This window comes from Planktothrix tepida PCC 9214 (genome assembly GCF_900009145.1).
In the GTDB taxonomy this organism is placed as follows: domain Bacteria; phylum Cyanobacteriota; class Cyanobacteriia; order Cyanobacteriales; family Microcoleaceae; genus Planktothrix; species Planktothrix tepida.
The window spans coordinates 1,033,072-1,056,892 of record NZ_LN889782.1; the positions used below are offsets into that span (position 1 = coordinate 1,033,072).

The following is a 23,821-nucleotide window of genomic DNA, read 5'->3' on the forward strand; positions in this document are numbered from 1 at the left end:
AAAATTTTACCATAAATCAATAAAAATCCCCTTGTAGAACTTAATATTAATTTAATTTTTATCCTATGGCTATCTCAGAAGTTGTTTCTTCCTTTCCTGAACCAAACTATCAAGTTATTTATGCCTCAACTTGGGATGAGCGATGGCAAATCAATCAACTCTTGGGAGTCATTCACGATTTGATCCTGATGGTGGATAGTGAACATCAAGAAATTCAAGTTTTACCCACTCAAGCCCCAGCTGATTTAACCTTTGAATCTAACCGAATTGAGTTGATTTTGCAACAGCTACAAAACAAAAATCAGTCTCCTGAATCAATCTCAATCCTTCAAGCAGTTTTAACCGAGCAAAGAGCCCGTAAAATTATCTATGAATACAATCATGACCCAAAAAATTATAGAATTTTAACAGAAATTTATCCCTTATCAACAACTGTTGTAATGGTGGGAATTAAGGATATTAGTGACTGTCCAGAGGGAGAAATTGTTCTGCAAAATCCATCGAAACAACCGGATAGCAAAACCCCTCTTCCCGCCTTACAAACAACCCATCAATGTTTAAGAAAGCAAATTGAAGAACGACAACGGCTTGAAAACCACCTGCATACTCGTAAAACAGAGTTAGAAACTTTAATGGATAATGCGGGAGATTGTATTGTCCGCCTCGATCAAAAATTTCGCTATCTGTATGCTAATCGTAGAGTTACTTTCCTATTAGGAATTCCTCAAAAAAAATTGCTGGGAAAAACAAATCAAGAATTAGGTCTTCCTCTATCAATTTGTAAGCAGTGGGATTGGCACGCTCAACTTATTTTAGATACAGGTCGGCCGCAACAATTTGAGTTCGACTTAGAAACCGATGAAGGATATCGGTCATTTCAAACCTTAATGGTTCCTGAAGTTCAATATCAAGGAAAAATTAAAACTTTATTAGCAACAACACGAGATATTACCCAGCAAAAAACTGCCTTAGCTGAACTCAAGCAACAAAATAAATTTTTGAAATTATTAACAGAAATTACCTTAAAAATACGTCAATCTTTACAAATTAATTTAATTTTAAAAACAACGGTTGATGAGGTACAAAAGGTTTTAAATGTTGATCGAGTGATCATATTAAAATTAAATTCATCTAAGGGAGGAACCATTGTTCAAGAAGCTGTTTTACCTCAATGGTCATCTTTATTAGGTCAAAGAATTTATGCTTTGGATTTGAATCTGCACGCTCCCGATTCTGCTCTGGGTGATCAAGTCATTAGTTTTGCCGATGTTGAGCAAAGTAATTTAGAAGCTGGCTATTTACAGTTAATGCAATATTTTCAAGTGAAAGCTAGTTTAATTATTCCGATTTCGTTGGGAGAAGAAGAGAGTGAGATGACTCTAAACAAACAACAAAATTATCCAGAAGATGTCTACAATTCTTCAAAATTATGGGGATTTCTGATCATTCATCAATGTGTAGAAACTCGACAATGGGCGACTTTAGAAATCAACTTTTTAAAACAACTCGCAGCCCAAGTGGGAATTGCCTTAAGACAAGCAGAATTAATAGCAGAATTAAACCAAGCTCATCAGTATTTGTCCTGCCATTTTGATAATTCCCCCTTAGCCGTTATTGAGTGGGATCAACAACTGAGAATTAAACGCTGGTCATCCCAAGCTGAGAGAATTTTTGGCTGGACAGCTAGTGAAATGTTAGGTCAACAATGGTCACAATTTCAGGGCGTTTTTGCCACGGATGAGTTAGAAGTAACACAACAACTAATTTCCTTAATTGATGGTACGCAAACCCATCAAATTCTGGAAACTCAAAATCGGACTCAAGACGGTAGAGTGATTGATTGTGAGTGGTATAATTCCGTTGTTCGAGATGAAGATGGCTGTTTAGTATCCCTATTATCTTTAGCTCAAAATGTGAGCGATCGCAAACAAGCTGACCAAGCTTTAATTCAAAGTGAAGAGCGATTTCGTACTATTTTTGAACAAGCGGCTGTCGGATTTGCCCTGGTTGATCCGGTGGGAAAAATGCTCCGCGTGAATCAACGTTATTGTGATATTACAGGATATTCTGAAAAAGAATTAATTGGTCAAACGGTTCATAATCTGATCGATTCCCAAGATTTAGAAGAAATTGATGAGTTCAACTGTTTTCAAGAAGACGGTTTTCTCAAAAAATTTTCCTTAGAAAAACAGTATATTCGCGCCAATGGGAAATTAAATTGGGTACAAATTTTTGTTTCTCCTCTGAAGGGATTATGGCAAGGAAACAACTATATTGTCTTAGCTTTAGAAGATATTCAAGAACGCAAACAAACCGAAGAAGCGTTGCGAAAAAGTGAAGAACGATGGCAACTGGCTTTAAGAGGAAATAACGATGGAATTTGGGATTGGAATGTTCAATCCCATGAAGTTTTTTTCTCCCCGCGCTGGAAAGAAATGTTAGGGTATGAGGAACAAGAAACCTGTGAACATTTAACTCAATGGAAAAAACGAGTTCATCCTGATGATTTACCGGGGGTGATGAAGGCAATTCGAGACCATTTAGATCAAAAAACACCCTTTTATATTACCGAACATCGCGTACAATGCAAAGATGGCAGTTATAAATGGATTTTAGACCGGGGCCAAGCTCTTTGGGATGAAGCTGGAAATGTGCTCCGAATGGTGGGATCTTATACGGATATTAGCGATCGCAAACGAGTAGAACAAGAAATTAAACAAACCCGAAATTTCTTAAAAACGATTATTGATCATTTACCCGTTGCTGTCTTTGTTAAAAGTGGAAAACCTGAAGAATTTGGAGTGATTAAACTTTGGAATAAAACCTGTGAACTGCTGTTTGGTTTAACCGCAGAAAAATCCGTTGGACGCTGTGTTGATCTAGACTTTCCCCTAGAACAAGCTAACTTTTTTGAACAAAAAGATCGAGCCGCTTTTACCCAAGGATTTCCTGAAGATATTCTCGAAGAAGAAATCGATAGTCAAAGTTTAGGGAAACGACTCTTGCATACCCTAAAAATTCCCCTTTATGATGAGCAGAATAACCCTGAATACTTAATTTGTATTTCTGAAGATATTACGGAGCGTAAACAGGCAGAAATAGCGTTAAAACAAAGCGAAGCTCGCTATAGTTCTATGACTAATGATGTTTTAGATAAATCTGCTGTCGGAATTTTCATTTTAGATGCTAACTTTCATATTGTTTGGATTAATCAAGCTTTAGAAAATTACTTTGGAGTTCAACGAGAAACGATTATTGGTCAAGATAAACGAAACTTAATTCAAGAACACATTAAATATCTCTTTGAAGACCCTGAAAGTTTTGCTCAACGGGTTCTAGCCACCTATAATAATAATCAATATATTGAACATTTTGAATGCCATATTCTGCCGACGGAAACCCGCGAGGAACGCTGGTTAGAACATATTAGCCAACCCATTCAAAGCGGACTTTATGCCGGAGGTCGAATTGAACATTATACAGATATTACAGATCGCAAACGGGCAGAAGAAGAATTACACCGGGTTAACCGAGCTTTAAGAACTATTAGTGACTGTAATCAAGCCTTAGTCAGAGCCACGACAGAAACGGAATTATTAAATGCTGTTTGTCAGATTTTAGTTGATGTCGGTGGCTATCATTTTGCTTGGGTGGGTTATCCACAACTGACCGCAGAAAAACAAATTATTCCGGTTGCTAGAGCCGGATTTGAATCGGGCTATTTAGACAATTTAACGATTACTTGGAATAATAATAAATCAGATCAAGGGCCATCGGGAACGGCTGTCAGAACAGGAAAAACCTGTGTTTTTCAAAATATTTTGATCAATTCCCAGGATGCACCTTGGAAAAAACAGGCGCAACAACGGGGTTATGCGTCCTCCATCGCCCTGCCTTTAATTATGACCCCAGACCAGCAAGAACAACATTTAGACAAAGAATTGACAACGGTTGTCGCTGAACCTTTTACTCCGATTCCCTTTGCTGTTCTCAACTTATATTCAACTCAAGCCAATGCTTTTAATCAAGCCGAAGTGAAATTACTCAAAGAATTGGTGGATGATATTGTCTATGGAATTGTAGCCTTAAGAATTCGAGCATCCCATGCAGAAACCGAGAAAAAATTCCGGCAATTAGCAGAGAATATTGATGATGTTTTTTGGATTACAAATGCTCAAGGTAATCAAATTATTTATGTGAGTTCCGCCTATCAAAAAATTTGGCGGCGAGATTCTACCGAACTTTATGAAAATTTCCAAACTTTTATTGATAGCATTCACCCCGATGATCAACAGCGTGTCTTACCAGCATTACAAAGTCTTGATGGGGTAGGATTTGATTTAGAATATCGCATCCTTCGCCCCGATGGATCTTGCCGTTGGATTTGGGATCGAGGATTTCCAATTCTCAATGAAACCGGACAATTAGAACGTCGAGCCGGAATTGCTAAAGATATCACCCATCGCAAACAAACCGAACAATTATTGCGACAAAATAATGAAGAATTAGAACTACGGGTGGTGCAACGAACGGCAGAATTAGAAACAGCTAACGAACGATTACAATTTGAATTAATGCAGCGACATCGCACGGAATTTAAACTGCGAAAAAGTGAAGAACAATATCGAACTTTAGTCAAAAATTTCCCCAATGGGGCTGTATTTTTAGTTGATCCCGATTTTCGGTATACCATTGCCGATGGCATGGGATTAGTCGCCAAGGGATTATCTCGATATCTGTTAGAAGGAAAAACGATTTGGCAAGCGTTGCCATCCTCTTTATTAAAAACCGTTGAACCGTTATATCGGTCTGCATTAGCTGGAGAAGTCACGATTTCAGAAGTGGAATATGACGGGCGAATTTATTATCATCAAGCCTTACCCGTTCGCAATGAACAGGGAGAAATTTTAGCCGGAATGGTCGTGATGCAGGATATTACAGAGAGCAAACAAGCGGAGGCAGAACGAGATAAACTGATTGCTATTATTGAAGCAACTCCTGACTTTATTTCCTCAGCAAAACCTGAAGGAGAAGTCGTTTATTATAACCAATCTGCTCGCCGAATGTTAGGATTAGATATAGAGGGAAAAATCACTGATCAAATTATTCCTAAAAATCATCCCCAATGGGCAAATAATATCATTGACAATGAAGGAATCCCTACAGCAGTTCGAGACGGATCTTGGATTGGTGAAACTTCATTAATTAGTTATGATGGACGAGAAATTCCCCTTTCTCAACTGATTATTGCCCATAAAAATAATGAAGGACAGGTACACCTTTTATCTACCATTGCCCGCGATATTACAGAACAGAAACAAAGTCAAGCAAATTTACGCGAAGCCGAACGACGGTGGCGGAGTTTATTAGAAAATGTTCGGCTATTAGTGGTGGGATTGGATCGTCAGGGGAAAGTTGAATATGTTAATCCTTTTTTCCTGGAAATTACGGGGTATACCCAAACGGAAGTTTTAGGGAAAAATTGGCTAGATAGTTTTAAATCCAATCCGACTCAACGGCCAAGCTTGCCTCAATTTTCTGACTTATTAGATTATTATTTTAAACCCTATGATCAACAGTTGATTTTAACGAAGTCAGGAGAAGAAAAAATTATTGCTTGGAATAATACCGTCTTGAAAAATTTACAAGGAAATGCCATTGGGATGATGAGTATTGGGGAAGATATTACCGAACGCTATGCCATCGAACGAATGAAAGATGAATTTATTTCCGTTGTCAGTCATGAATTACGAACGCCATTAACCTCAATTCATGGGGGATTAAATTTATTATCTACCGGGTTAGTGAAACCGAACACTGAACGCGGCCAACACGTCATGAAAATTGCCGCAGAAAGTGCGGAACGGTTAGTGAGATTGGTTAACGATATCTTAGAATTAGAACGGTTAGAATCGGGTAAAATTTGTCTATCCAAACAAGAAGTCAATGCGACAGATTTACTCTTGCGGGCAACGGAACAAATGCAGGTGATGGCTAATCGAGCCGGGATTAATTTACAAGCTTGTAGTCAAAACCTAGAATTTTATGCTGATCCTGATCGGATATTACAAGTTCTTACGAATTTATTAAGTAATGCTATTAAGTTTTCCGAATCCGGCGATACGGTTTGGTTAAGTGTTCAGGAGGAACTCGGAGAAAATAGTGCAGACAATCGAACAATTTTGTTTAAAATTCAAGATCAAGGTCGAGGAATTCCCCCCGATAAAATTGAACGAATTTTCGAGCGATTTCATCAAGTGGATGCCTCCGACTCTCGAAAAAAAGGTGGAACTGGGTTAGGATTAGCAATCTGTCGCTCCATTGTGGAACAACACGGGGGGCGGATTTGGGTGAATAGTCAATTAGATGAAGGTAGTTGTTTTTACTTCACCCTTCCAATTGAGAGACAAAAAGAGGTAAACCATGACCACAAAACGAATTTTAATTATTGATGATGATGATGGCGTGCGGGATATCATCCAAATTTCTCTGGAAGTTGCGGCGGGTTGGGAAGTGATTACGGCTTGTTGTGGCACTGAAGGATTACAGTTAGCCCAAAGCGAACAACCCGATGCGATTTTGTTGGATGTGATGATGCCTGACATGGATGGGGCAACGACGTTTAAACGTTTACAAGCTAACCCAGCAACTCAGCAAATTCCCACGATTTTGTTGACGGCTAAAGCTAAAATGAGTGAAAAACAACAATTTATTGGGCTAGGGGTAACGGGGGTGATTACTAAACCGTTTGAAGCGATGGATTTAGTGGATCAAATTCGCACCCTCTTACGATGGACAAACTAAATCGTAACAAATCATTACAACCTCAATCTGGGAATTCATTACTCAACTCACAAAATCCTCACATTTATTGTTTAAAGTTCAATCATAAGCAATAACCCTTTTTAGGTTGAACGATATTCGATGTATTTGACATCTCTGAATCCAACTTTGGTTAACCATACTCTTTCTTCCATTGATCCCTATCCTCGATCTTCCCAGAATGAGTATTTCCTGATATCGTTTTCGGCTTCTCGCTCAGTACATGAATCTTCTAGGCACGTTAGTGTTTTAGAACGGGAGACCGTGATCAACCCATGCTCTCAAGGCCCAGAAAATCCAGGTGAGGTCGAGCAATCTTATGTGGAATTAGCGGTTGATATTTTACGAGTTCAACGCCCCGAATCGATTCAATCTCTAAAGGATTTTTTAACGGTTTTACCCAATCCTCGTTCTATCGAAGATGTTTTAATCCGGGCAATTTATCAACTGGCAGAAATTGATGATGAAGCTTGCCGTTGGATTTTGCGCCACTCTAACTATTTAATGCCGGAGTTAGATGTGAACAATTACGCCATGCAATGGGTTTGTTTCAGGCTCCAAGCGCAGGGTTTTGTACTCAATCAAGATTTCCAGTTTACAGCCCCTCAACATCTTCAACTCACCGAATATGCTCAATTAACTTTATATCAAAATCTCTCTAGGGGCGATCGCTTAATTCTCACAGAAATTTTCAATTTTTAGCATGGCTAACGGTGTTTCTAACGGTTTCTTTCTTTCTTAACATCTGTTTAATTTCTGATTTTTTATTTTTTTTAGAGGAATTGTTTTAATATTCCATCCTTCATCCCCTGTTCCCTGTTCCCTGTTCCCTGTTCCCTGTTCCCCCTAACATCAATTTCAGGATTTCATATTAGATATTGAGGATGTAAATTTTATGTCAAATGCGATTTGTCCCTGTTGTTCCTCCACGCTCCTGCGCCATATTCGCCCCGCAGGAATTTATTGGTACTGTAGTCATTGTCATCAAGAGATGCCGAATTTATCTCAAAGCTTTCGAGTTAAAGCTAAAGCCAAAATCTCACTCTCTTTAGTCGAGAAACCCTCAAAATTTTCACCCGATTACATTAACTTGAGCAATCAAAAGGCTTGGCTCAGGGTTGCGAATTCTGCCTGATTCTATTGTTATTTACCCAATAAACCTCATGAAACTAATTGATCAACAGCTAAAATTGAATGAGTCAGACTTAAACTCACTCTGGGTATTAGGGACAAAATTTTTTAAGTCCTTTATGATTCTGCTTGGTTTAGTTCAGACTACAGTGAAAGCCAAAATCGAGTTATTTCTAGCTGATCATTTAAGAGCCAATAACTTTTCTACCTTTTTGGGAAGTCATCATTTAAAACAAGCCTTAAAACGGTCTTATAAAGAATTATCTGACTTTAAATTTGCCTTAGATCAATCTTCAATTGTTGCTATTACAGATGCTCGTGGCTGTATTACTTATGCTAATGATAAATTTTGTGAAATTTCTAAATATTCCCGAGAAGAATTGATCGGAAAAAATCATAGATTTGTCAATTCCGGTTATCATTCTAAACATTTTTTTAAAACCCTGTGGTCAACCATTCAATCTGGCAAAATCTGGCGAGGTGAAATTCGGAATCAAGCAAAAGATGGAACTTATTATTGGGTAGATACGACCATTATTCCGTTTTTAAATGATAACGGAAAACCTTATCAATATATTGCCATTCGTAATGATATTACCGAGCGCAAGAAGGCAGAATATCAGCTGTTATATGATGTTTTTCATGATCGATTAACTGGACTAGGCAATCGCAGCTTATTGATTAATGAAATTGAGAAATCTATTGAGCAAGTTCAAAAATATCCAGAAGAGTTATTTGCGGTACTTTTTTTAGACTTAGATCGCTTTAAAGTTGTTAATGATAGCTTAGGACGAATTGTAGGCGATCAATTACTCATGGCATTTTCTCATTTATTGCAATCTTTAGTCTGTTATCCAAATATTGTTGCTCGTTTAGGAGGAGATGAATTTGCAATTTTACTCAAATCGATTCAATCTCCCCTAGAAGCTATTGATCTAGCTAAACATATTAATCACATCTTAACGAACCCCTTTGAAATTGGGGGATCTCAAGTTTTTAAAACCACAAGTATTGGTATTGTTTTAGGAACAACCCATTATCATCAAGCGGAAAATGTTCTCAGAGATGCAGATATTGCTATGCACCAAGCTAAAGAAAAAGGTAAGGGATGTTTAGAAATATTTGATAAAGAAATTCATGATAAAGCGTTGTTTAAGATGCAGCTAGAAATCGAACTGCGTCAAGCTTTAATGAAACAAGAATTTGTGGTTTATTACCAACCTATTATTAATTTAAAAACCGGAAAAATTACCGGATTTGAAGCCTTAGTTCGTTGGCAACATCCCCAGCGTGGGATGATTTCTCCGGCTGAATTTATTCCCTTAGCGGAAGAAACCGGATTAATTGTTCCGATTGGAAATTGGGTGTTACAACAAGCTTGCCAACAATTGCAAAAGTGGCAAATTTTAAGAGATGGGGAAAATTCTATCTATCCTCTAACTTTAAATGTTAATTTTTCAGCCCAGCAATTTAATTTATCCAATGTCATCGAGATTGTCGAAACAATTGTGAATCAAACTCAGATTTCTCTATGGGATTTAAAAATAGAATTAACGGAAAGTGTTTTGATGGATAATAATACAACTTTGGAAGGACTTGCTCAACTGAAATCCTATCACATTGGCTTGAGTATTGATGATTTTGGGACGGGTTATTCTTCTCTCAGCTATTTGCATCGTTTTCCCTTAGATACCTTAAAAATTGATCGTTCCTTTATTCAAAATATTGGGGAACGGGGTCGGGAAACAGAGATTGTTTTAGCAATTATTAGTTTAGCCCATAATTTGGGAATGGATGTTGTCGCTGAAGGCGTTGAAACTGAAGAACAATTGAATCAACTGCGACTGTTTAATTGTGAATATGGCCAGGGTTATTTATTCTCTAAACCCCTCAGTTCAGAAGCCACGGAAGCTTTGTTACGTTCTAATCCTCAATGGTAGAATCAACTTATCATTATTAATAACAGGACTCAGAAATGATTCTAACCACCACTAGCACATTACAGGGTAAAGAAATTATTGAATATTATGGCGTCGTGAGTGGAGAAGCCATTTTAGGGGCTAATATTATCCGCGATTTTTTTGCCGGAATTCGGGATATTGTAGGCGGACGCGCAGCAGCTTATGAACAATCTCTGCGAGAAGCAAAAGATCTGGCAATGTTAGAAATGATTGAAGAAGCCAAAGCACTAGGGGCAAATGGAATTATTGGGATTGATCTTGATTATGAAACCGTGAGTGAGGGAATGTTAATGGTAGCCGCGAGTGGTACGGCTGTTAAATGGATTTAAGAGAAAATCTCTGCCTAAAGTTTAATGTCGAGACTGCTAAACTTTGCTAAAATTTTAGCATTATTGGAATTGATTTCCAAACATAAAAAATTATTGAATGCCAATCTGGAGAAAAAATGGCTGATAACAGACTTCGTAACTTTTTAATCGGTGCAGGAATTGCTACTGCGGGTGCTATTGGAACGAAAGTAGCCGTCGATTATTTCAAAAATCGAGGCAAAGAAGAGGTTGTAGATGAAAGTCATGGGGACGCGATCGCAGCCTCTCCAGAACAGGTGAGTTATGCCGTAGTACAACCGAGTTCGGTACAAAGCTTTTTAGATGCTAGTTTTGGGGAACCCGGTCGTTATGTTCCCATTCGAGAACCCAAAGTTTTTGATTATCAAGGCAAACAATATATGGTGATTTGGGCCAAAGATAACAAAAAAGACAAAAATCAAATGATGGCTTTCCAATACACTGACCAAGGCCGGAATATGATTGCCAGTGTGGGATATACTGCTGCAAAAACCGATTATAATCTCTCCACCCTCAGCAGTACCCCCTTTGCGGTGGAAGTCAATGGTAAAAAATTAACTTCCGGTCAAGGGGAAACAGGCGGAAGTAATGATGTTGATTTTGTTTTAGCCTAACCCCGTAGAGACGTGCCACGGCGCGTCTCTCTTTACGATGAGCTACCTGGCTCAGTTGACCAATTTTCGGTTGATAATTTCAGGGGGCGACAAGCACCCCCAAAGGAAGATGAATCAAGGGTTGTAGGATTCAGACTCAGTAAAAAATATCACAGCTTATTGAGAACAAACTTTATGGAGAGAAAAATAAGCCTACATTAAGTCACCTTCTTGTGGTAAAAAAGAACGGTCTTATGATTTCAACAAGACCGTGAACAATATACTACCTGAATTCTATCAAATCCACCTGCAAAAATATTTGAGTCAAACCCGTGAGCAATTTGGGGCTTGTTTGGGCTTGAACTTTGTTCAAGTCCCGCTATTGCGATCGTCAGGTCGAGCAACTCCAAAAAAATCAAAATCCCCCACCCGAAGGTAGGGGATCTTAATTAATTACCTATCAAACGAGGATTCAGTTAACGTTACATCAACCGAACTTACCCGCAGTCGAGGCAATTAGGAAGGCTGCGTAGGTAATGATATAGCCAACGGTGAAGTGAGCTAAACCAACCACACGAGCTTGAACGATAGACAGAGCAACCGGTTTATCTTTCCAACGAACTAAGTTCGCCAGAGGAGTGCGCTCATGTGCCCAGACAATCGTTTCGATTAACTCTTGCCAGTAACCCCGCCAAGAGATCAGGAACATAAATCCAGTTGCCCAAACCAGGTGTCCTAATAAGAACATCCAAGACCAGACCGACAGGTTATTCGTTCCGTAGGGGTTGTAGCCGTTAATTAACTGAGCCGAGTTCAGCCACAAATAGTCACGGAACCAGCCCATCAGGTAGGTAGAGGATTCGTTGAACTGAGCAACGTTTCCTTGCCAAACGCCCAGATGCTTCCAGTGCCAGTAGAAGGTTGTCCAACCAATGGTATTCAGCATCCAGAACATGGAGAGGTAGAAAGCGTCCCAAGCAGAGATGTCGCAAGTACCGCCACGGCCAGGGCCATCGCAAGGGAAGGCATAGCCGAAGTCTTTCTTGTCGGGCATCAGCTTAGAGCCACGAGCATCCAACGCACCTTTGACAAGAATCAGGGTGGTGGTGTGCAGACCCAGAGCGATCGCATGGTGAACTAAGAAGTCCCCAGGGCCAATCGTCAGGAATAAGGAGTTGCTACCCGAGTTGATAGCTTCTAACCAACCGGGCAACCAAACGTTACCGTAGTTGGGCCAAGCGGTGGTGGCGATGCTGTTGGCGTTGGACAGTAAAACATCCATTCCATACAGCACTTTACCGGAAGACGCTTGAACGAATTGAGCAAAAACCGGTTCAATCAGAATTTGCTTTTCAGGAGTTCCAAAAGCAACCACAACATCGTTATGGACATATAAGCCCAGAGTGTGGAAACCGAGGAACAGAGACACCCAGCTTAAGTGAGAGATGAGGGCCTCTTTGTGCTGTAACATCCGATCCAACACATTGCCTTTGTTTTGTTCAGAATCATAGTCGCGCACCAGGAAGATTGCCCCGTGAGCGAAAGCTCCGACCATTAAGAACCCAGCAATATATTGGTGGTGGGTGTACAGCGCCGCCATCGTGGTGTAATCCTTAGCGATGAAGGCGTAGGGGGGCATCGCATACATATGCTGTGCCACCACAGAGGTGATCACACCCAGCGCCGCCAGAGCAAATGCTAACTGGAAGTGCAGAGAGTTGTTCATTGTGTCGTACAACCCTTGGTGTGGCAGGTTGAACGGCCCTTCATTTTTGAACCCGAACAAAGGATCTTTGGAATTCATCATTTCTTTGATGCTATGACCAATTCCAAAGTTTGTCCGGTACATATGGCCTGCAATGATGAACAACACTGCGATCGCCAGATGGTGGTGAGCCATATCCGTCAACCAGAGAGACTCGGTTTGAGGATGGAAGCCACCTAAGAAGGTCAGGATTGCGGTTCCAGAACCTGTAGAGGTTCCGAAAATGTGCCCTGCGGTATCTGGGTTCTGGGCATATACACCCCAGTTGCCTGTGAAGAAGGGAGCCAGACCAGCCGGGTGGGGCAGAGTGCTGAGGAAGTTATCCCAACCCACGTGCTGTCCGCGAGATTCAGGAATGGCAACGTGAACCAAGTGACCTGTCCAAGCCAGGGAACTAACCCCGAACAGACCTGCCAAGTGGTGGTTCAAACGAGATTCAGCATTCTTGAACCAGGACAAACTGGGACGATACTTGGGTTGAAGGTGGAGCCAACCTGCGAACAGGAAGATTGCAGCCAGAATCAACAGGAAGATAGACCCTTGATACAGGTCACCATTTGACCGCATCCCAATGGTGTACCACCAGTGATACACCCCAGAGTAAGCGATATCAACTGGGTTAGAAGCACCCGCTTGGGTAAAGGCTTCTACCGCCGGTTTGCCAAATTGGGGATCCCAAATGGCGTGAGCAATGGGGCGAATATTTAAAGGATCTTTGACCCATTGTTCAAAATTACCTTGCCAAGCGACATGGAATAGGCTGCCTGAAGTCCAGAGGAAGATGATAGCGAGGTGACCGAAGTGGGAGGCAAAAATCTTTTGGTAAAGATTTTCCTCTGTCATGCCATCATGGGTCTCGAAATCATGGGCTGTGGCAATCCCATACCAAATCCGACGTGTTGTCGGGTCTTGGGCCAAGTCCTGGCTAAATTTGGGGAATTTAGTTGCCATAAGTCCTAACTAAATCGTGTTCTTTTCTATTCCGCTTCAGGGGGAAGAAGAAAACCGATTAAGCCTTCTTCTGCCCCTGAGCAGAGAGTTTTCATCCTACTGAAATAATTCGGGCTAGGAAGAATGCCCAGGTTGTAGCAATTCCTCCTAAGAGGTAGTGAGCTACACCAACCGCACGACCTTGAGTAATACTCAGAGCACGAGGTTGAATTGATGGGGCTACTTTCAGCTTATTATGAGCCCAAACAATGGACTCAATCAATTCTTGCCAGTAGCCACGGCCACTGAACAGGAACATTAAGCTGAACGCCCAGACGAAGTGGGCACCCAAGAACAACAGACCGTAGGCAGAAAGGGCTGACCCATAGGAAGTGATCACCTGAGCAGCTTGCGCCCACAGGAAATCACGCAGCCATCCATTAATCGTAATGGCGCTTTGGGCAAAGTTGCCATTGGTGATGTGAGAAATAGTGCCGTCCGCACCAACTGTTCCCCACACATCGGATTGCATCTTCCAGCTAAAGTGGAAAATCACGATGGAGAGAGAGTTGTACATCCAGAACAGACCGAGGAAAACGTGATCCCAGCCAGAAACTTGGCAAGTACCACCCCGACCCGGGCCGTCACACGGGAAGCGGAAACCTAATTCACTCTTATCGGGAATCAGGCGAGAGCTACGGGCGAATAAAACGCCTTTAAGCAGAATTAAAACCGTAACGTGAATCGTGAAGGCATGGATATGGTGAACCATGAAGTCCGCCGTACCTAACACGATGGGCATCATTGCCACTTTGCCACCGACGGCAACAACATCGCCGCCGAACACTGGACTTACACTGGCTAAAGCATGGGGAGCAGTGCTACCGGGTGCTAAAGCATGAATGTGTTGAATCCATTGGGCAAACACAGGTTGGAGTTGAATGCCTGTATCGGAGAACATATCTTGGGGACGACCAAACGCCCGCATGGTGTCGTTATGGACGTACAAGCCGAAGCTGTGGAAGCCCAAGAAGATACAGACCCAGTTCAGGTGGGAGATAATTGCATCGCGGTGACGAAGCACACGATCGAGCAAGTTGTTGACATTGTTAGCCGGAACGTAATCGCGCACCATAAAGATGGCAGCGTGAGCGCCCGCACCCACAATCAGGAAGCCACCAATCCACACATGATGCGTGAACAGAGACAACTGCGTGGGGTAATCCGTCGCAATGTAAGGATAGGGAGGCATTGAGTACATGTGGTGAGCCACAATGATGCTCAAAGAACCCATCAATGCGAGGTTAATCGCCAACTGAGCGTGCCAAGAGGTGGTCAGGATTTCGTAGAGTCCTTTGTGGCCTTCTCCAGTGAAGGGGCCTTTATGGGCTTCTAAGATTTCCTTCATGCTGTGACCAATGCCCCAGTTTGTCCGGTACATATGGCCAGCAATGATGAACAGGACTGCCAGCGCCAGGTGATGGTGTGCGGTATCAGATAACCACAGACCGCCTGTTTGTGGGTTTAATCCCCCTTTGAAGGTTAAGAAGTCAGCATAGACTCCCCAATTCAAGGTAAAGAAAGGAGTTAATCCTTCTTTAAAGCTGGGATACAGTTCTGCCATCAGGTTGGGGTTGAGGATGAATTCATGGGGTAAAGGAATATCCTTCGCCGCCACTCCCGCATCCAGCAGTTTGTTCACGGGTAAGGACACATGAATTTGATGTCCTGCCCATCCCAAGGAACCCAGACCCAACAGACCAGCTAAGTGGTGGTTCATCATCGACTCCACATTCTGGAACCATTCCAGTTTGGGAGCGCGTTTGTGATAGTGGAACCAACCAGCAAACAGCATCAAACCTGCCATTACCAGCGCACCAATAGCGGTGCAGTAAAGCTGGAATGTGTTGGTAAAACCAGAAGCTCGCCACAGTTGGAATAATCCAGAGGTAATCTGAATTCCGTGGAAGCCACCGCCCACATCACCGTTTAAAATTTCTTGGCCGAAAATTGGCCATACAACTTGAGCGCTGGGCTTAATCCCCGTAGGGTTAGCCAGCCAAGCTTCGTAGTTTGAAAACTTAGCACCGTGGAAGTAGGCGCCACTTAACCAGATAAAGATCACGGCTAAATGGCCGAAATGGGCGCTAAAGATTTTACGCGAAATATCTTCTAAATCGCTGGTATGACTATCGAAGTCGTGAGCGTCGGCGTGGAGGTTCCAAATCCAAGTGGTTGTACTTGGCCCTTTGGCTAAGTCACGGCGGAAATGTCCAGGTTTAGACCATCTTTCAAAAGAGGTAGGAACCGGATCGTTGCTAACCGTAACTTTTACTTTTGCCTCACGCTCTGGAGGACTGATTGTCATTTAGACTCTCCTCGACCTGTGACAAAAAATAAGTAACGTTGCAGATTTTGACAGAAGTTATACCCCTTTTTCAAAATCCTTCACAAAAGTTAGCGTTTCGTACAATTGTTTCATAGATAAATTTCTATGAGACGATTTATTCAGGTTTATACCTGAACCTAAGACCAACCTTTGTTCGGGGGCAACAAGACACCCTTGTAGTTGCCATAAGGCTTTTTTATTTTTATTTCAACAGCAACGCCCAACTCAAAGCCTTACTATGTAAGGGCTTCCCTGTGCAGTCGCTGTTGTCTTTAAATGATATATCATCTTTCTGAATCTGGGGGGAATGACTTGGTAACAATAATTAAAATTCACTCAGATTCTCTCATGATCATCCATTTAGCGTTCACAACACTTTAAAAAAGTCAAACCCTTCTGGGTAAATGTTACAAAACTTAAAATTTCTCCGACGGTCAAATTTTAGGGTAGGGTAGCAGAGGATAGTGAACAGCAACCTGTGATTCCTTCAGTGATCAAAGTTACAAAATGTTGCTGATGTTTCAGAAATTAGAAACATCATCTTCCCGAATTCCTCAAGGAACTGCAAATCGCAATGAACCCCCAGAACTGACGGATCAAGGTTGACTGCCATTGGCCGATCATTCTCAATGGAAGAGTTATGGACAAAACTGGATTAGGGTTTCTGCACAGGATTAACCTGTTAAAGCTTCTGCTTCAGGGGTGGACAACAATTAAAACCCCACTGGCTACCTTATTAGCGGTATTAATAATAGTAACGATGGTTGGATGCGGTAATTCTGCGGTTGCGCCCCAGAGTTCTCCACCCCTGAACCTGACCCCATCCACCGAACCCATTGGGGACGTTTCACCACCCAAACTGATCCAAAAACTTCATCAAGCTCTCGATACTTACCAGCCTCAAGTCAGTATTCTCAACCCCAAACCGGACGCGATTATCGAAGACGATACGATTAATCTGCAACTTCAGGTTCAAGGTTTACCCCTCTTCAAAGACCCGAAATCCGGTTTGGGGCCACATTTACAGGTGATCCTCGATAACCAACCGAATATCGATATTTACGATATTTCTACTCCCATCACCTTCTCCAATTTAGACCCCGGAACCCATACCCTCCGGGTCTTTGCCACCTATCCTTGGAACGAAAGCTATAAAAATGAAGGGTCTTTTGCCCAAACCACCTTTCATATCTTTACAAAAACCGATCTTGATTATCCTAACCCAGATCTCCCCTTACTCACCTATAATCGCCCACAAGGGGAATATGGTGCAGAACCAATTTTACTCGACTTTTATCTTAGCAATGCCCCTCTGCATCTGGTCGCCCAAGAAGACCCTACAGATGAAATTGTAGATTGGAAAATTCGGATTACCGTTAACGGCGAAAGCTTCACCACCAATCAATGGCAACCCTTATATTTAAAAGGATTTAAACCGGGTAAAAACTGGGTACAAATTGAATATCTGGATGAAAATGGTAACCTTGTTGACAACGTTTTTAATAAAACAGCCCGTGTCATTACTTATAATCCCAAACTCAATAATACCCTTTCCCAACTGATTCAAGGAAAATTATCCTGGGTAGACGTTAAGGGAATGGTTAATCCTAATGCTAACCCAGAAGATGTGATTGAACCTTCTGAACCTGAAGTCATTCCCTCTGTAGAACCTACTTCAGAACCAGAAGAAATTGCTCCACCTGTTGAAGAACCTATTTCTGAATCTCAAGATTCTATTTCCGAACCGGAAGAGATTTCTCCTGTTATAGAAGAAACACCTTCTCAGGTAGAAAATTCTATTCCAGAACCGGAAGAAATTTCTCCACCTGTAGAAGAAACACCTTCTCAAGTAGAAAATTCTATTCCAGAAGCTGAACAGATTCCATCAGAAATCATAGAACCTGAACAACTTCCTATAGAACCTGTAGTATCGGGAACCCAAACCGAAGAAATCACACCCGAAGCTGCTAAGACTCAAGCGGATATTCCTTCTCAACCGTTAGTTTCTCCTGAACCTCAACCTAACAAATTCGGTGGATTTTTAAGCCGTTTCCGTCTTCCTTTCTTAAATTCCATTTCAGTAAAATTTAACCCTCCGACTCCGCCAACAACTTTACCTGAAATTGTTGATCAAGTTCCTATTCCAGAACCCGTTACCGAACTACAACCCGGAGAAACCCCTAACCTAATTGAAGATTCAACCCTTCCAGTTGATTCTGAAACTGAAGTTTCTAAACCTGAATCAACCGTTGAATCTGAAATGATCCCAGAATAAAGCCTTAATAGAGGCTAACAGATAACTTGGATTTCACTGATTTCTAAAAATCCATTAACCTAAAACCAGGTTTTTGTCTAAATTATGCTAATCGGTGAAATCCTTTTAATTTGTTGAAGTTCGCGTTTTTCTAAGATAAATTTATCCTGCATTATGGTTTATAATCCTGAATTTGTTCCTGAGAAAAAATCCTATACTTGGCAAGGATATCAATGTTTATATGAATATTATCCTGGGATTAACCCGATTAACAATAATGAATCTGCTTTATTATTAATTCATCCGATAGGTGTAGGATTATCGGGAAAATTTTGGCACCGATTTTGCCAAGAAGGGCGAAAAAAAGGGTTAAATCATGATATTTATAACCCAGATTTAATCGGTTGTGGTAATTCTCAAATGCCTAGGTTAGCTTATTATCCTGAAGATTGGGCAGCACAAGTTAATTGTTTTTTACATAATATTATTGAAAAACCTGTTATTATCTTAGTACAAGGCGCATTATTACCCGTTGCGATCGCCCTGATTCAACTTCAAAAGAATTCTAATTCTAACTTAATCAAGGGGTTAATTTTATCTGGCCCTCCCGCATGGCGAGTGATGACCGAACCTCGTTCAGAACAACAACAAAAACTCACCTGGAACCTATTTTTTGATTCTCCTATCGGTAATTTATTTTGGTTGTATGCTCGTCGTCGTCAGTTTATCGAATCTTTCTCCATTCGTCAACTCTTTGCAAAAGCAGAAGATGTTGATCAAAATTGGTTAGACTTGTTAGAACAAGGAGCAAAAAATGATAATAGTCGTTATGCAGTTTATTCCTTTTTAGCTGGATTTTGGAGACAAAATTATACGGATATCATGGCAGAAATTTCGATTCCTACCTTAGCCGTTTTTGGAACAACTGCATCAAGTATTAGTCGGAGTGGATTCTCGGAAACCCCAGAACAACGGTGTCAACTTTATGAAACAGGTTGGAAAAATTGTCAATCTGCTATGATTTCAGGACGCAATGTTTTACCCTACGAATCAACAGCAGAATTTGTTGAAGTGGTTGGAAAATTTATCAACGATTTGGGTTTATGAACGATGGGATTGAGCGATTTTTAAACTTAAGAAAATCACGGGAATAATCCCAACTGCAACAATAGCTAATGCGGGTGCTGCGGCTTCGGATAATCGTTCATCTGAGGCTAAGTTATAAACTCGAATGGCGAGGGTATCAAAATTAAACGGACGGATAACTAATGTAGCGGATAATTCTTTCATTACATCCACAAAGGTTAACATTCCGGCGGTTAATAATCCACTCAACATCATTGGGGTATGAACTTTAATTAATGTTCGAGTTGCGCCATAGCCTAAACTGCGGGCGGCTTCATCTAAATTCGGTTTAATTTTATTTAAACTTGATTCTACCGCTCCTAAAGAAACTGCTAAAAATCGAACTAAATAAGCATAAATTAAAGCCATAATGGTTCCACTAAATAACAATCCAGTTGCTATACCAAAGGTAGACTTCATCAACGCATCAATAGCATTATCTAATCGACCAATCGGAATTAAAATACCAACTGCAATGACTGAACCGGGAACTGCATAACCCATGGCTGCAATCCGGGTGGATAATCGCATTAAAGCATTAGAATTTAACCGGACGCCATAAGCCATTATTAAAGCAATTAGAACGGCTAAAAGACCGCTAATAGTTGCTAAAGTTAAACTATGTAAGGCATAATTCCAAAATTCTGAATTGAAAAGGGTGTCTAAATTTTCTAAGGTCATCTTTAATAAAAGACCACTGGGAATTAAAAAACCAAAGGTCATCGGGATTAAACAAACAATACAAGCTAATATAGCGCGTAGTTTTTTAAGTTTAAATTGGTTTAAAGATTGAAATCGATTTCCAGTTTGATAATATTTTGCTTGTCGCCGTGACCAAGTTTCAACTAAAATTAATCCTAAAATAAATAACATTAAAACGGCTGCTAATTGAGAAGCTGCAATTCGTTCTCCCATACCAAACCAAGTTCGATAAATACCTGTTGTAAAGGTATCTACTCCAAAATATTGAACGGTTCCAAAATCATTCAAAGTTTCCATTAAGGCTAATGCTAACCCCGCCATAATTGACGGACGAGCTAAGGGTAAAGCAATTGAATAGAAACTTTTCCAAGGACTACAACCGAGGGAACGACTAGCCTCCAAGGTGCAGGTTGATTGTTCTAAAAAAGCAACTCTGGTTAATAAATAAACGTAGGGATATAACGTTAAAGATAATAAAAAAATTGCCCCCCAAACTGAACGAATATCAGGAAACCAATACTCATCAATACTATTCCATCCGAAGGTATCCCGCAGCAGGGTTTGTACCGGGCCATAAAAATCTAACCATTCGGTGTACACATAGGCGAGAATATAAGCTGGCGCGGCTAAGGGAAGTAACAACCCCCATTCAAACAAGCGACTCCCCGGAAACCGACACATCGTTACTAACCAAGCACTACTGACTCCTAGCAATAACACCCCGATACCAACGCCAAAGATTAGCAATAAGGAGTTGAGGATATAACCAGGTAGAACCGTTGCAGCTAAATGGTTCCAGACCGCAGCAGAATTGGTGAAAATACTGCTTAATACAAATAATACCGGAGTGGCGATTAAAATTGCGATCGCCATAACAAACAAAGTCCAAACGTCCAGACTCAAGCTCCGAAAGGCTTTTATCAAAGACTCCAATGGGGATAAGAACACCTGGAAGCACTCCCAAAAATTTAATCAAGTCTTAGTGAGAATATATCCTAAAAAGGGGGTATAATCAGAATTATGTTTCTGAATATAAGTTTCAACAATGGTGTTGAACTGTAAGCTCTATTGATTTTTGTAAAGATGATTCAATCTGTGATTCTGCATTTAGAGGATGTCGGGAAACAGTTTCCCCGAAGCCAGACACCAGCCGTTCAAGCCGTTAACCTGAAGTTACATGAAGGGGATATTTTAGGATTGTTAGGCCCCTCTGGATGTGGGAAAACCACATTATTGCGAATGATTGCTGGATTTGAACAGCCAGATACGGGAACAATTGCTTTAGCGGGTCGAGAAGTGGCTGGGTTAGATTATTGGATACCGCCAGAACAGCGAGACGTCGGGATGGTGTTTCAAGATTATGCGTTATTTCCCCATTTAACCGTTGAAAAAAATATTGCTTTTGGTTTAAAAAATAGTAAGAAAAAATCCAGTTTAGGGATTCAAAGACGGGTCGCTGAAGTTTTAGAATTAGTTGGGTTATCGGGTTATGAAAAACGCTATCCCCATGAAATTTCAGGGGGACAACAACAACGAGTTGCTTTAGCTCGTGCTTTAGCTCCCCATCCGGCTTTAGTTTTATTAGATGAACCCTTAAGTAATTTAGATGTTCAAGTTCGTTTAAGATTGCGACAGGAATTACGGGATATTTTAAAAATAGCAGGAACTACCGCAATTTTTGTGACCCATGATCAAGAAGAAGCTTTATCGATTTCTGATTGGGTAGCGGTGATGCGAGAAGGACGCTTAGAACAGTTTGGTACACCGGAAACTATTTATCAGCAACCTGCGTCTCGGTTTGTTGCAGAATTTGTCACCCAAGCGAATTTTATTCCTGCTAAACGTCGAGGAGATTTTTGGGAAACGGAAGTGGGTTGTTTTGCAATTAACCCCTATCTGGTGGATGCTGTTACTCCTGATTGGGAGCAATTAGACCGAGTAGAATTAATGGTACGACAAGAAGATTTTATTCTTAAACCTGATGATAACGCGCCTGTTGTCATTCGCGATCGTCAATTTCTCGGACGAGAAAATCATTATAGTTTACAGGTTCCTTCTGGACGGGAACTCATCGCCAGAACCAGTGCGACAACGGCTTTACCTGTGGGAATGCGGGTGAAAATCTCTGTACCTGAAAATGCTTTACGAGTCTTTCCCAGTCGGAGAAATTAGGTGGGGTTGACAGTTGACCGTTGACGGTTAACTGTTAATAATTTGCTAGAATTAAAAGGGTGATCAATTACATTTGAACGGAGGCTATCAATATGTTATCAACGGATATGATAAAAGAATCCATGACCCAAAGAATTGAGAAAGTTGTTTCGATTTTAATGGAAGAGCGTCCTTTGTTTAAGGAGGATCTTAATTATTCTGAAATCGTTCAACATTTAGTTAAATTATTTGAAGAAAACTTACCTTTTGAAGAATTTAGTACAATGTCTGACACAGAATTAAAAGAGCATTGTAGTGGAATAATGTCCCTACAAATTTTAGCAAAAATTGGCGAAGATTTTACTCCTGAACAGATGGCTATTTTTGATGAAGCAATTAAACGTAAATAGATAATTATGATTTATTTATTAGATACTAATATCGTTTCTTTGGCTACTAAAAATAATCGTCAAATCAATAAAAAACTTGAGGATATTAAAGCTCAAAGAAAAAAGATCTGTATTAGCTGTATCACTTATTTTGAAATTAGGAGAGGATTTTTAGCGGTTGACTCACCGAAACAAAGGGAAAGATTTAATGGTTTTTGTCAAGATTATCAAATTATTTTATTAGATGATTTAGCAATTTTAGAGAAAGCAGCCGAAATTCATGCTAATTTAAGGTTAAGAGGATTACCAATACAAACGGAAGATATTTTTATTGCTGCAACTGCTATTGTTAAGGGTTTAATTCTGGTTTCTAATGATAGTGATTTATTGAGAGTTGAGAGTTTAAGTTTAGAGAATTGGGTAGAGTGATCAGTTTAAGATTTTTTTAGATGTTTTATATAGCGATCGCATCATCATTAGTGACCTACAAACAGCAATCTATGTTAAAATTACAATAGTAAAAAATATATAACTATTAGTTCAATGGAAATTATTAAATTGTCAAGTCAAGGTCAAGTTACTATTCCTCAAATCTTAAGAGATCAGTATCATTGGGAAACGGGTCAAGAATTAATTATAATTAATCTGGGTGATGGAATTTTATTAAAGCCTAAAAAAACTTTTCCAGAAACAACATTAGATGAAGTTGCTGGATGTTTGAAGTATCAAGGAAAAGCCAAAACAATTGAAGAAATGGATCAAGCAATTGGTCAGGGAATAGAAGAATTATGGAATCGATGATTGCTATTGATACTAATATTATTGTTAGATTTATTACGAAAGATGATGAATTACAGTATCAACAAAGCTTAGAATTATTCAAAAATAAAAATATTTTTATTCCTGATACTGTCATCTTGGAATGTGAGTGGGTGTTGCGGTTTGCTTACAAGTTTAAACCTTTGGAAATTTGTCAAGCTTTTAGAAAGGTTTTTGGTTTACCGAATGTTTATTTAACAAATTAAAAATTGATTCTACAAATTATTGAATGGCATGAGAATGGTGTAGATTTTACCGATGCTTTTCATTTAGCTTCAAGTCATCATTGTTTAGAATTTTATACTTTTGACGAAAAATTTATTAAAAAGTCTCAAAGTTTATCTATTTCAACAGTAAAACATCCTGACTTGTAAATGAGTGTAGTTAAAGCGATCGCACTCTTAACTCCCTTACATCTCAAAAAGCGATCGCATCCTACTACT

17 protein-coding genes are annotated in these 23,821 nt (G+C 40.3%); 14 read left to right on the top strand and 3 right to left on the bottom strand.

Annotation, left to right across the window (positions count from 1 at the left end; all coding sequences use genetic code 11):
* Nucleotides 1-65 precede the first annotated feature (65 nt).
* The 7 genes from PL9214_RS07470 (at nt 66) to PL9214_RS07500 (ending at nt 10,875) form a co-directional block, all read left to right on the top strand.
* A complete protein-coding gene (locus tag PL9214_RS07470) occupies nt 66-6,452 on the top strand; it encodes a PAS domain S-box protein (RefSeq protein WP_072718151.1) in 6,387 nt (2,128 codons plus the stop codon).
* Nucleotides 6,424-6,804 carry a response regulator gene (locus PL9214_RS07475; RefSeq protein WP_072718152.1) on the top strand — a complete coding sequence of 127 codons (381 nt, stop codon included), beginning with the start codon at nt 6,424-6,426 and terminating at the stop codon, nt 6,802-6,804. The genes PL9214_RS07470 and PL9214_RS07475 overlap by 29 nt, the downstream gene beginning before the upstream one ends.
* Nucleotides 6,805-6,924: 120 nt before the next feature.
* On the top strand, nt 6,925-7,524 hold the full coding sequence (locus tag PL9214_RS07480) for a hypothetical protein (protein WP_245824192.1): 600 nt from the start codon (nt 6,925-6,927) through the stop codon (nt 7,522-7,524).
* Between the two features lie 193 nt (nt 7,525-7,717).
* Nucleotides 7,718-7,957: a hypothetical protein gene (locus tag PL9214_RS07485; RefSeq protein WP_072718153.1), complete on the top strand. Its 240-nt coding sequence runs from the start codon at nt 7,718-7,720 to the stop codon at nt 7,955-7,957.
* Between the two features lie 28 nt (nt 7,958-7,985).
* A complete protein-coding gene (locus tag PL9214_RS07490) occupies nt 7,986-9,893 on the top strand; it encodes a putative bifunctional diguanylate cyclase/phosphodiesterase (protein ID WP_083579912.1) in 1,908 nt (635 codons plus the stop codon).
* A gap of 35 nt (nt 9,894-9,928) precedes the next feature.
* Entirely contained in the window at nt 9,929-10,243 is a 315-nt protein-coding gene (locus PL9214_RS07495) for a YbjQ family protein (protein WP_072718154.1), read from the top strand.
* A gap of 116 nt (nt 10,244-10,359) precedes the next feature.
* The gene (locus PL9214_RS07500; protein ID WP_072718155.1) at nt 10,360-10,875 is read left to right on the top strand and encodes a hypothetical protein; all 516 of its coding nucleotides are present in this window, start codon (nt 10,360-10,362) and stop codon (nt 10,873-10,875) included.
* Nucleotides 10,876-11,341: 466 nt separating this feature from the next.
* Here the strand turns inward: PL9214_RS07500 and psaB are convergent, their stop codons facing one another.
* Together psaB and psaA are read right to left on the bottom strand one after the other, a co-directional pair.
* Nucleotides 11,342-13,570 carry a photosystem I core protein PsaB gene (psaB, locus tag PL9214_RS07505; RefSeq protein ID WP_072718156.1) on the bottom strand — a complete coding sequence of 743 codons (2,229 nt, stop codon included), beginning with the start codon at nt 13,568-13,570 and terminating at the stop codon, nt 11,342-11,344.
* A 91-nt stretch (nt 13,571-13,661) separates the two neighbouring features.
* Nucleotides 13,662-15,917 (bottom strand): photosystem I core protein PsaA, encoded by a 2,256-nt coding sequence (gene psaA, locus PL9214_RS07510; protein WP_072718157.1) that lies wholly within the window; start codon nt 15,915-15,917, stop codon nt 13,662-13,664.
* Nucleotides 15,918-16,578: 661 nt separating this feature from the next.
* Here psaA and PL9214_RS07515 point away from each other — a divergent pair.
* Nucleotides 16,579-18,213, top strand: a complete 1,635-nt coding sequence (locus PL9214_RS07515; protein WP_139294992.1) for a hypothetical protein — start codon at nt 16,579-16,581, stop codon at nt 18,211-18,213.
* Between the two features lie 153 nt (nt 18,214-18,366).
* Nucleotides 18,367-19,299 carry an alpha/beta fold hydrolase gene (locus PL9214_RS07520; protein ID WP_072718158.1) on the top strand — a complete coding sequence of 311 codons (933 nt, stop codon included), beginning with the start codon at nt 18,367-18,369 and terminating at the stop codon, nt 19,297-19,299.
* Here PL9214_RS07520 and PL9214_RS07525 read toward each other — a convergent pair.
* Entirely contained in the window at nt 19,294-20,892 is a 1,599-nt protein-coding gene (locus PL9214_RS07525) for an ABC transporter permease (protein WP_083579913.1), read from the bottom strand. The two genes, PL9214_RS07520 and PL9214_RS07525, sit on opposite strands and share 6 nt — an antisense overlap.
* A gap of 210 nt (nt 20,893-21,102) precedes the next feature.
* Between PL9214_RS07525 and PL9214_RS07530 the strand changes: the two genes are divergently transcribed.
* From PL9214_RS07530 to PL9214_RS32215, 5 genes are all read left to right on the top strand, one after another.
* The gene (locus PL9214_RS07530) at nt 21,103-22,191 is read left to right on the top strand and encodes an ABC transporter ATP-binding protein (protein WP_072718160.1); all 1,089 of its coding nucleotides are present in this window, start codon (nt 21,103-21,105) and stop codon (nt 22,189-22,191) included.
* A gap of 92 nt (nt 22,192-22,283) precedes the next feature.
* Nucleotides 22,284-22,580 carry a hypothetical protein gene (locus PL9214_RS07535; protein WP_072718161.1) on the top strand — a complete coding sequence of 99 codons (297 nt, stop codon included), beginning with the start codon at nt 22,284-22,286 and terminating at the stop codon, nt 22,578-22,580.
* A gap of 6 nt (nt 22,581-22,586) precedes the next feature.
* Nucleotides 22,587-22,988: a type II toxin-antitoxin system VapC family toxin gene (locus PL9214_RS07540; protein WP_072718162.1), complete on the top strand. Its 402-nt coding sequence runs from the start codon at nt 22,587-22,589 to the stop codon at nt 22,986-22,988.
* 114 nt (nt 22,989-23,102) lie between these two features.
* On the top strand, nt 23,103-23,360 hold the full coding sequence (locus tag PL9214_RS07545) for an AbrB/MazE/SpoVT family DNA-binding domain-containing protein (RefSeq protein WP_072718163.1): 258 nt from the start codon (nt 23,103-23,105) through the stop codon (nt 23,358-23,360).
* Nucleotides 23,348-23,584, top strand: a complete 237-nt coding sequence (locus PL9214_RS32215; RefSeq protein ID WP_245824193.1) for a type II toxin-antitoxin system VapC family toxin — start codon at nt 23,348-23,350, stop codon at nt 23,582-23,584. The genes PL9214_RS07545 and PL9214_RS32215 overlap by 13 nt, the downstream gene beginning before the upstream one ends.
* The last annotated feature ends 237 nt before the right edge of the window (nt 23,585-23,821 follow it).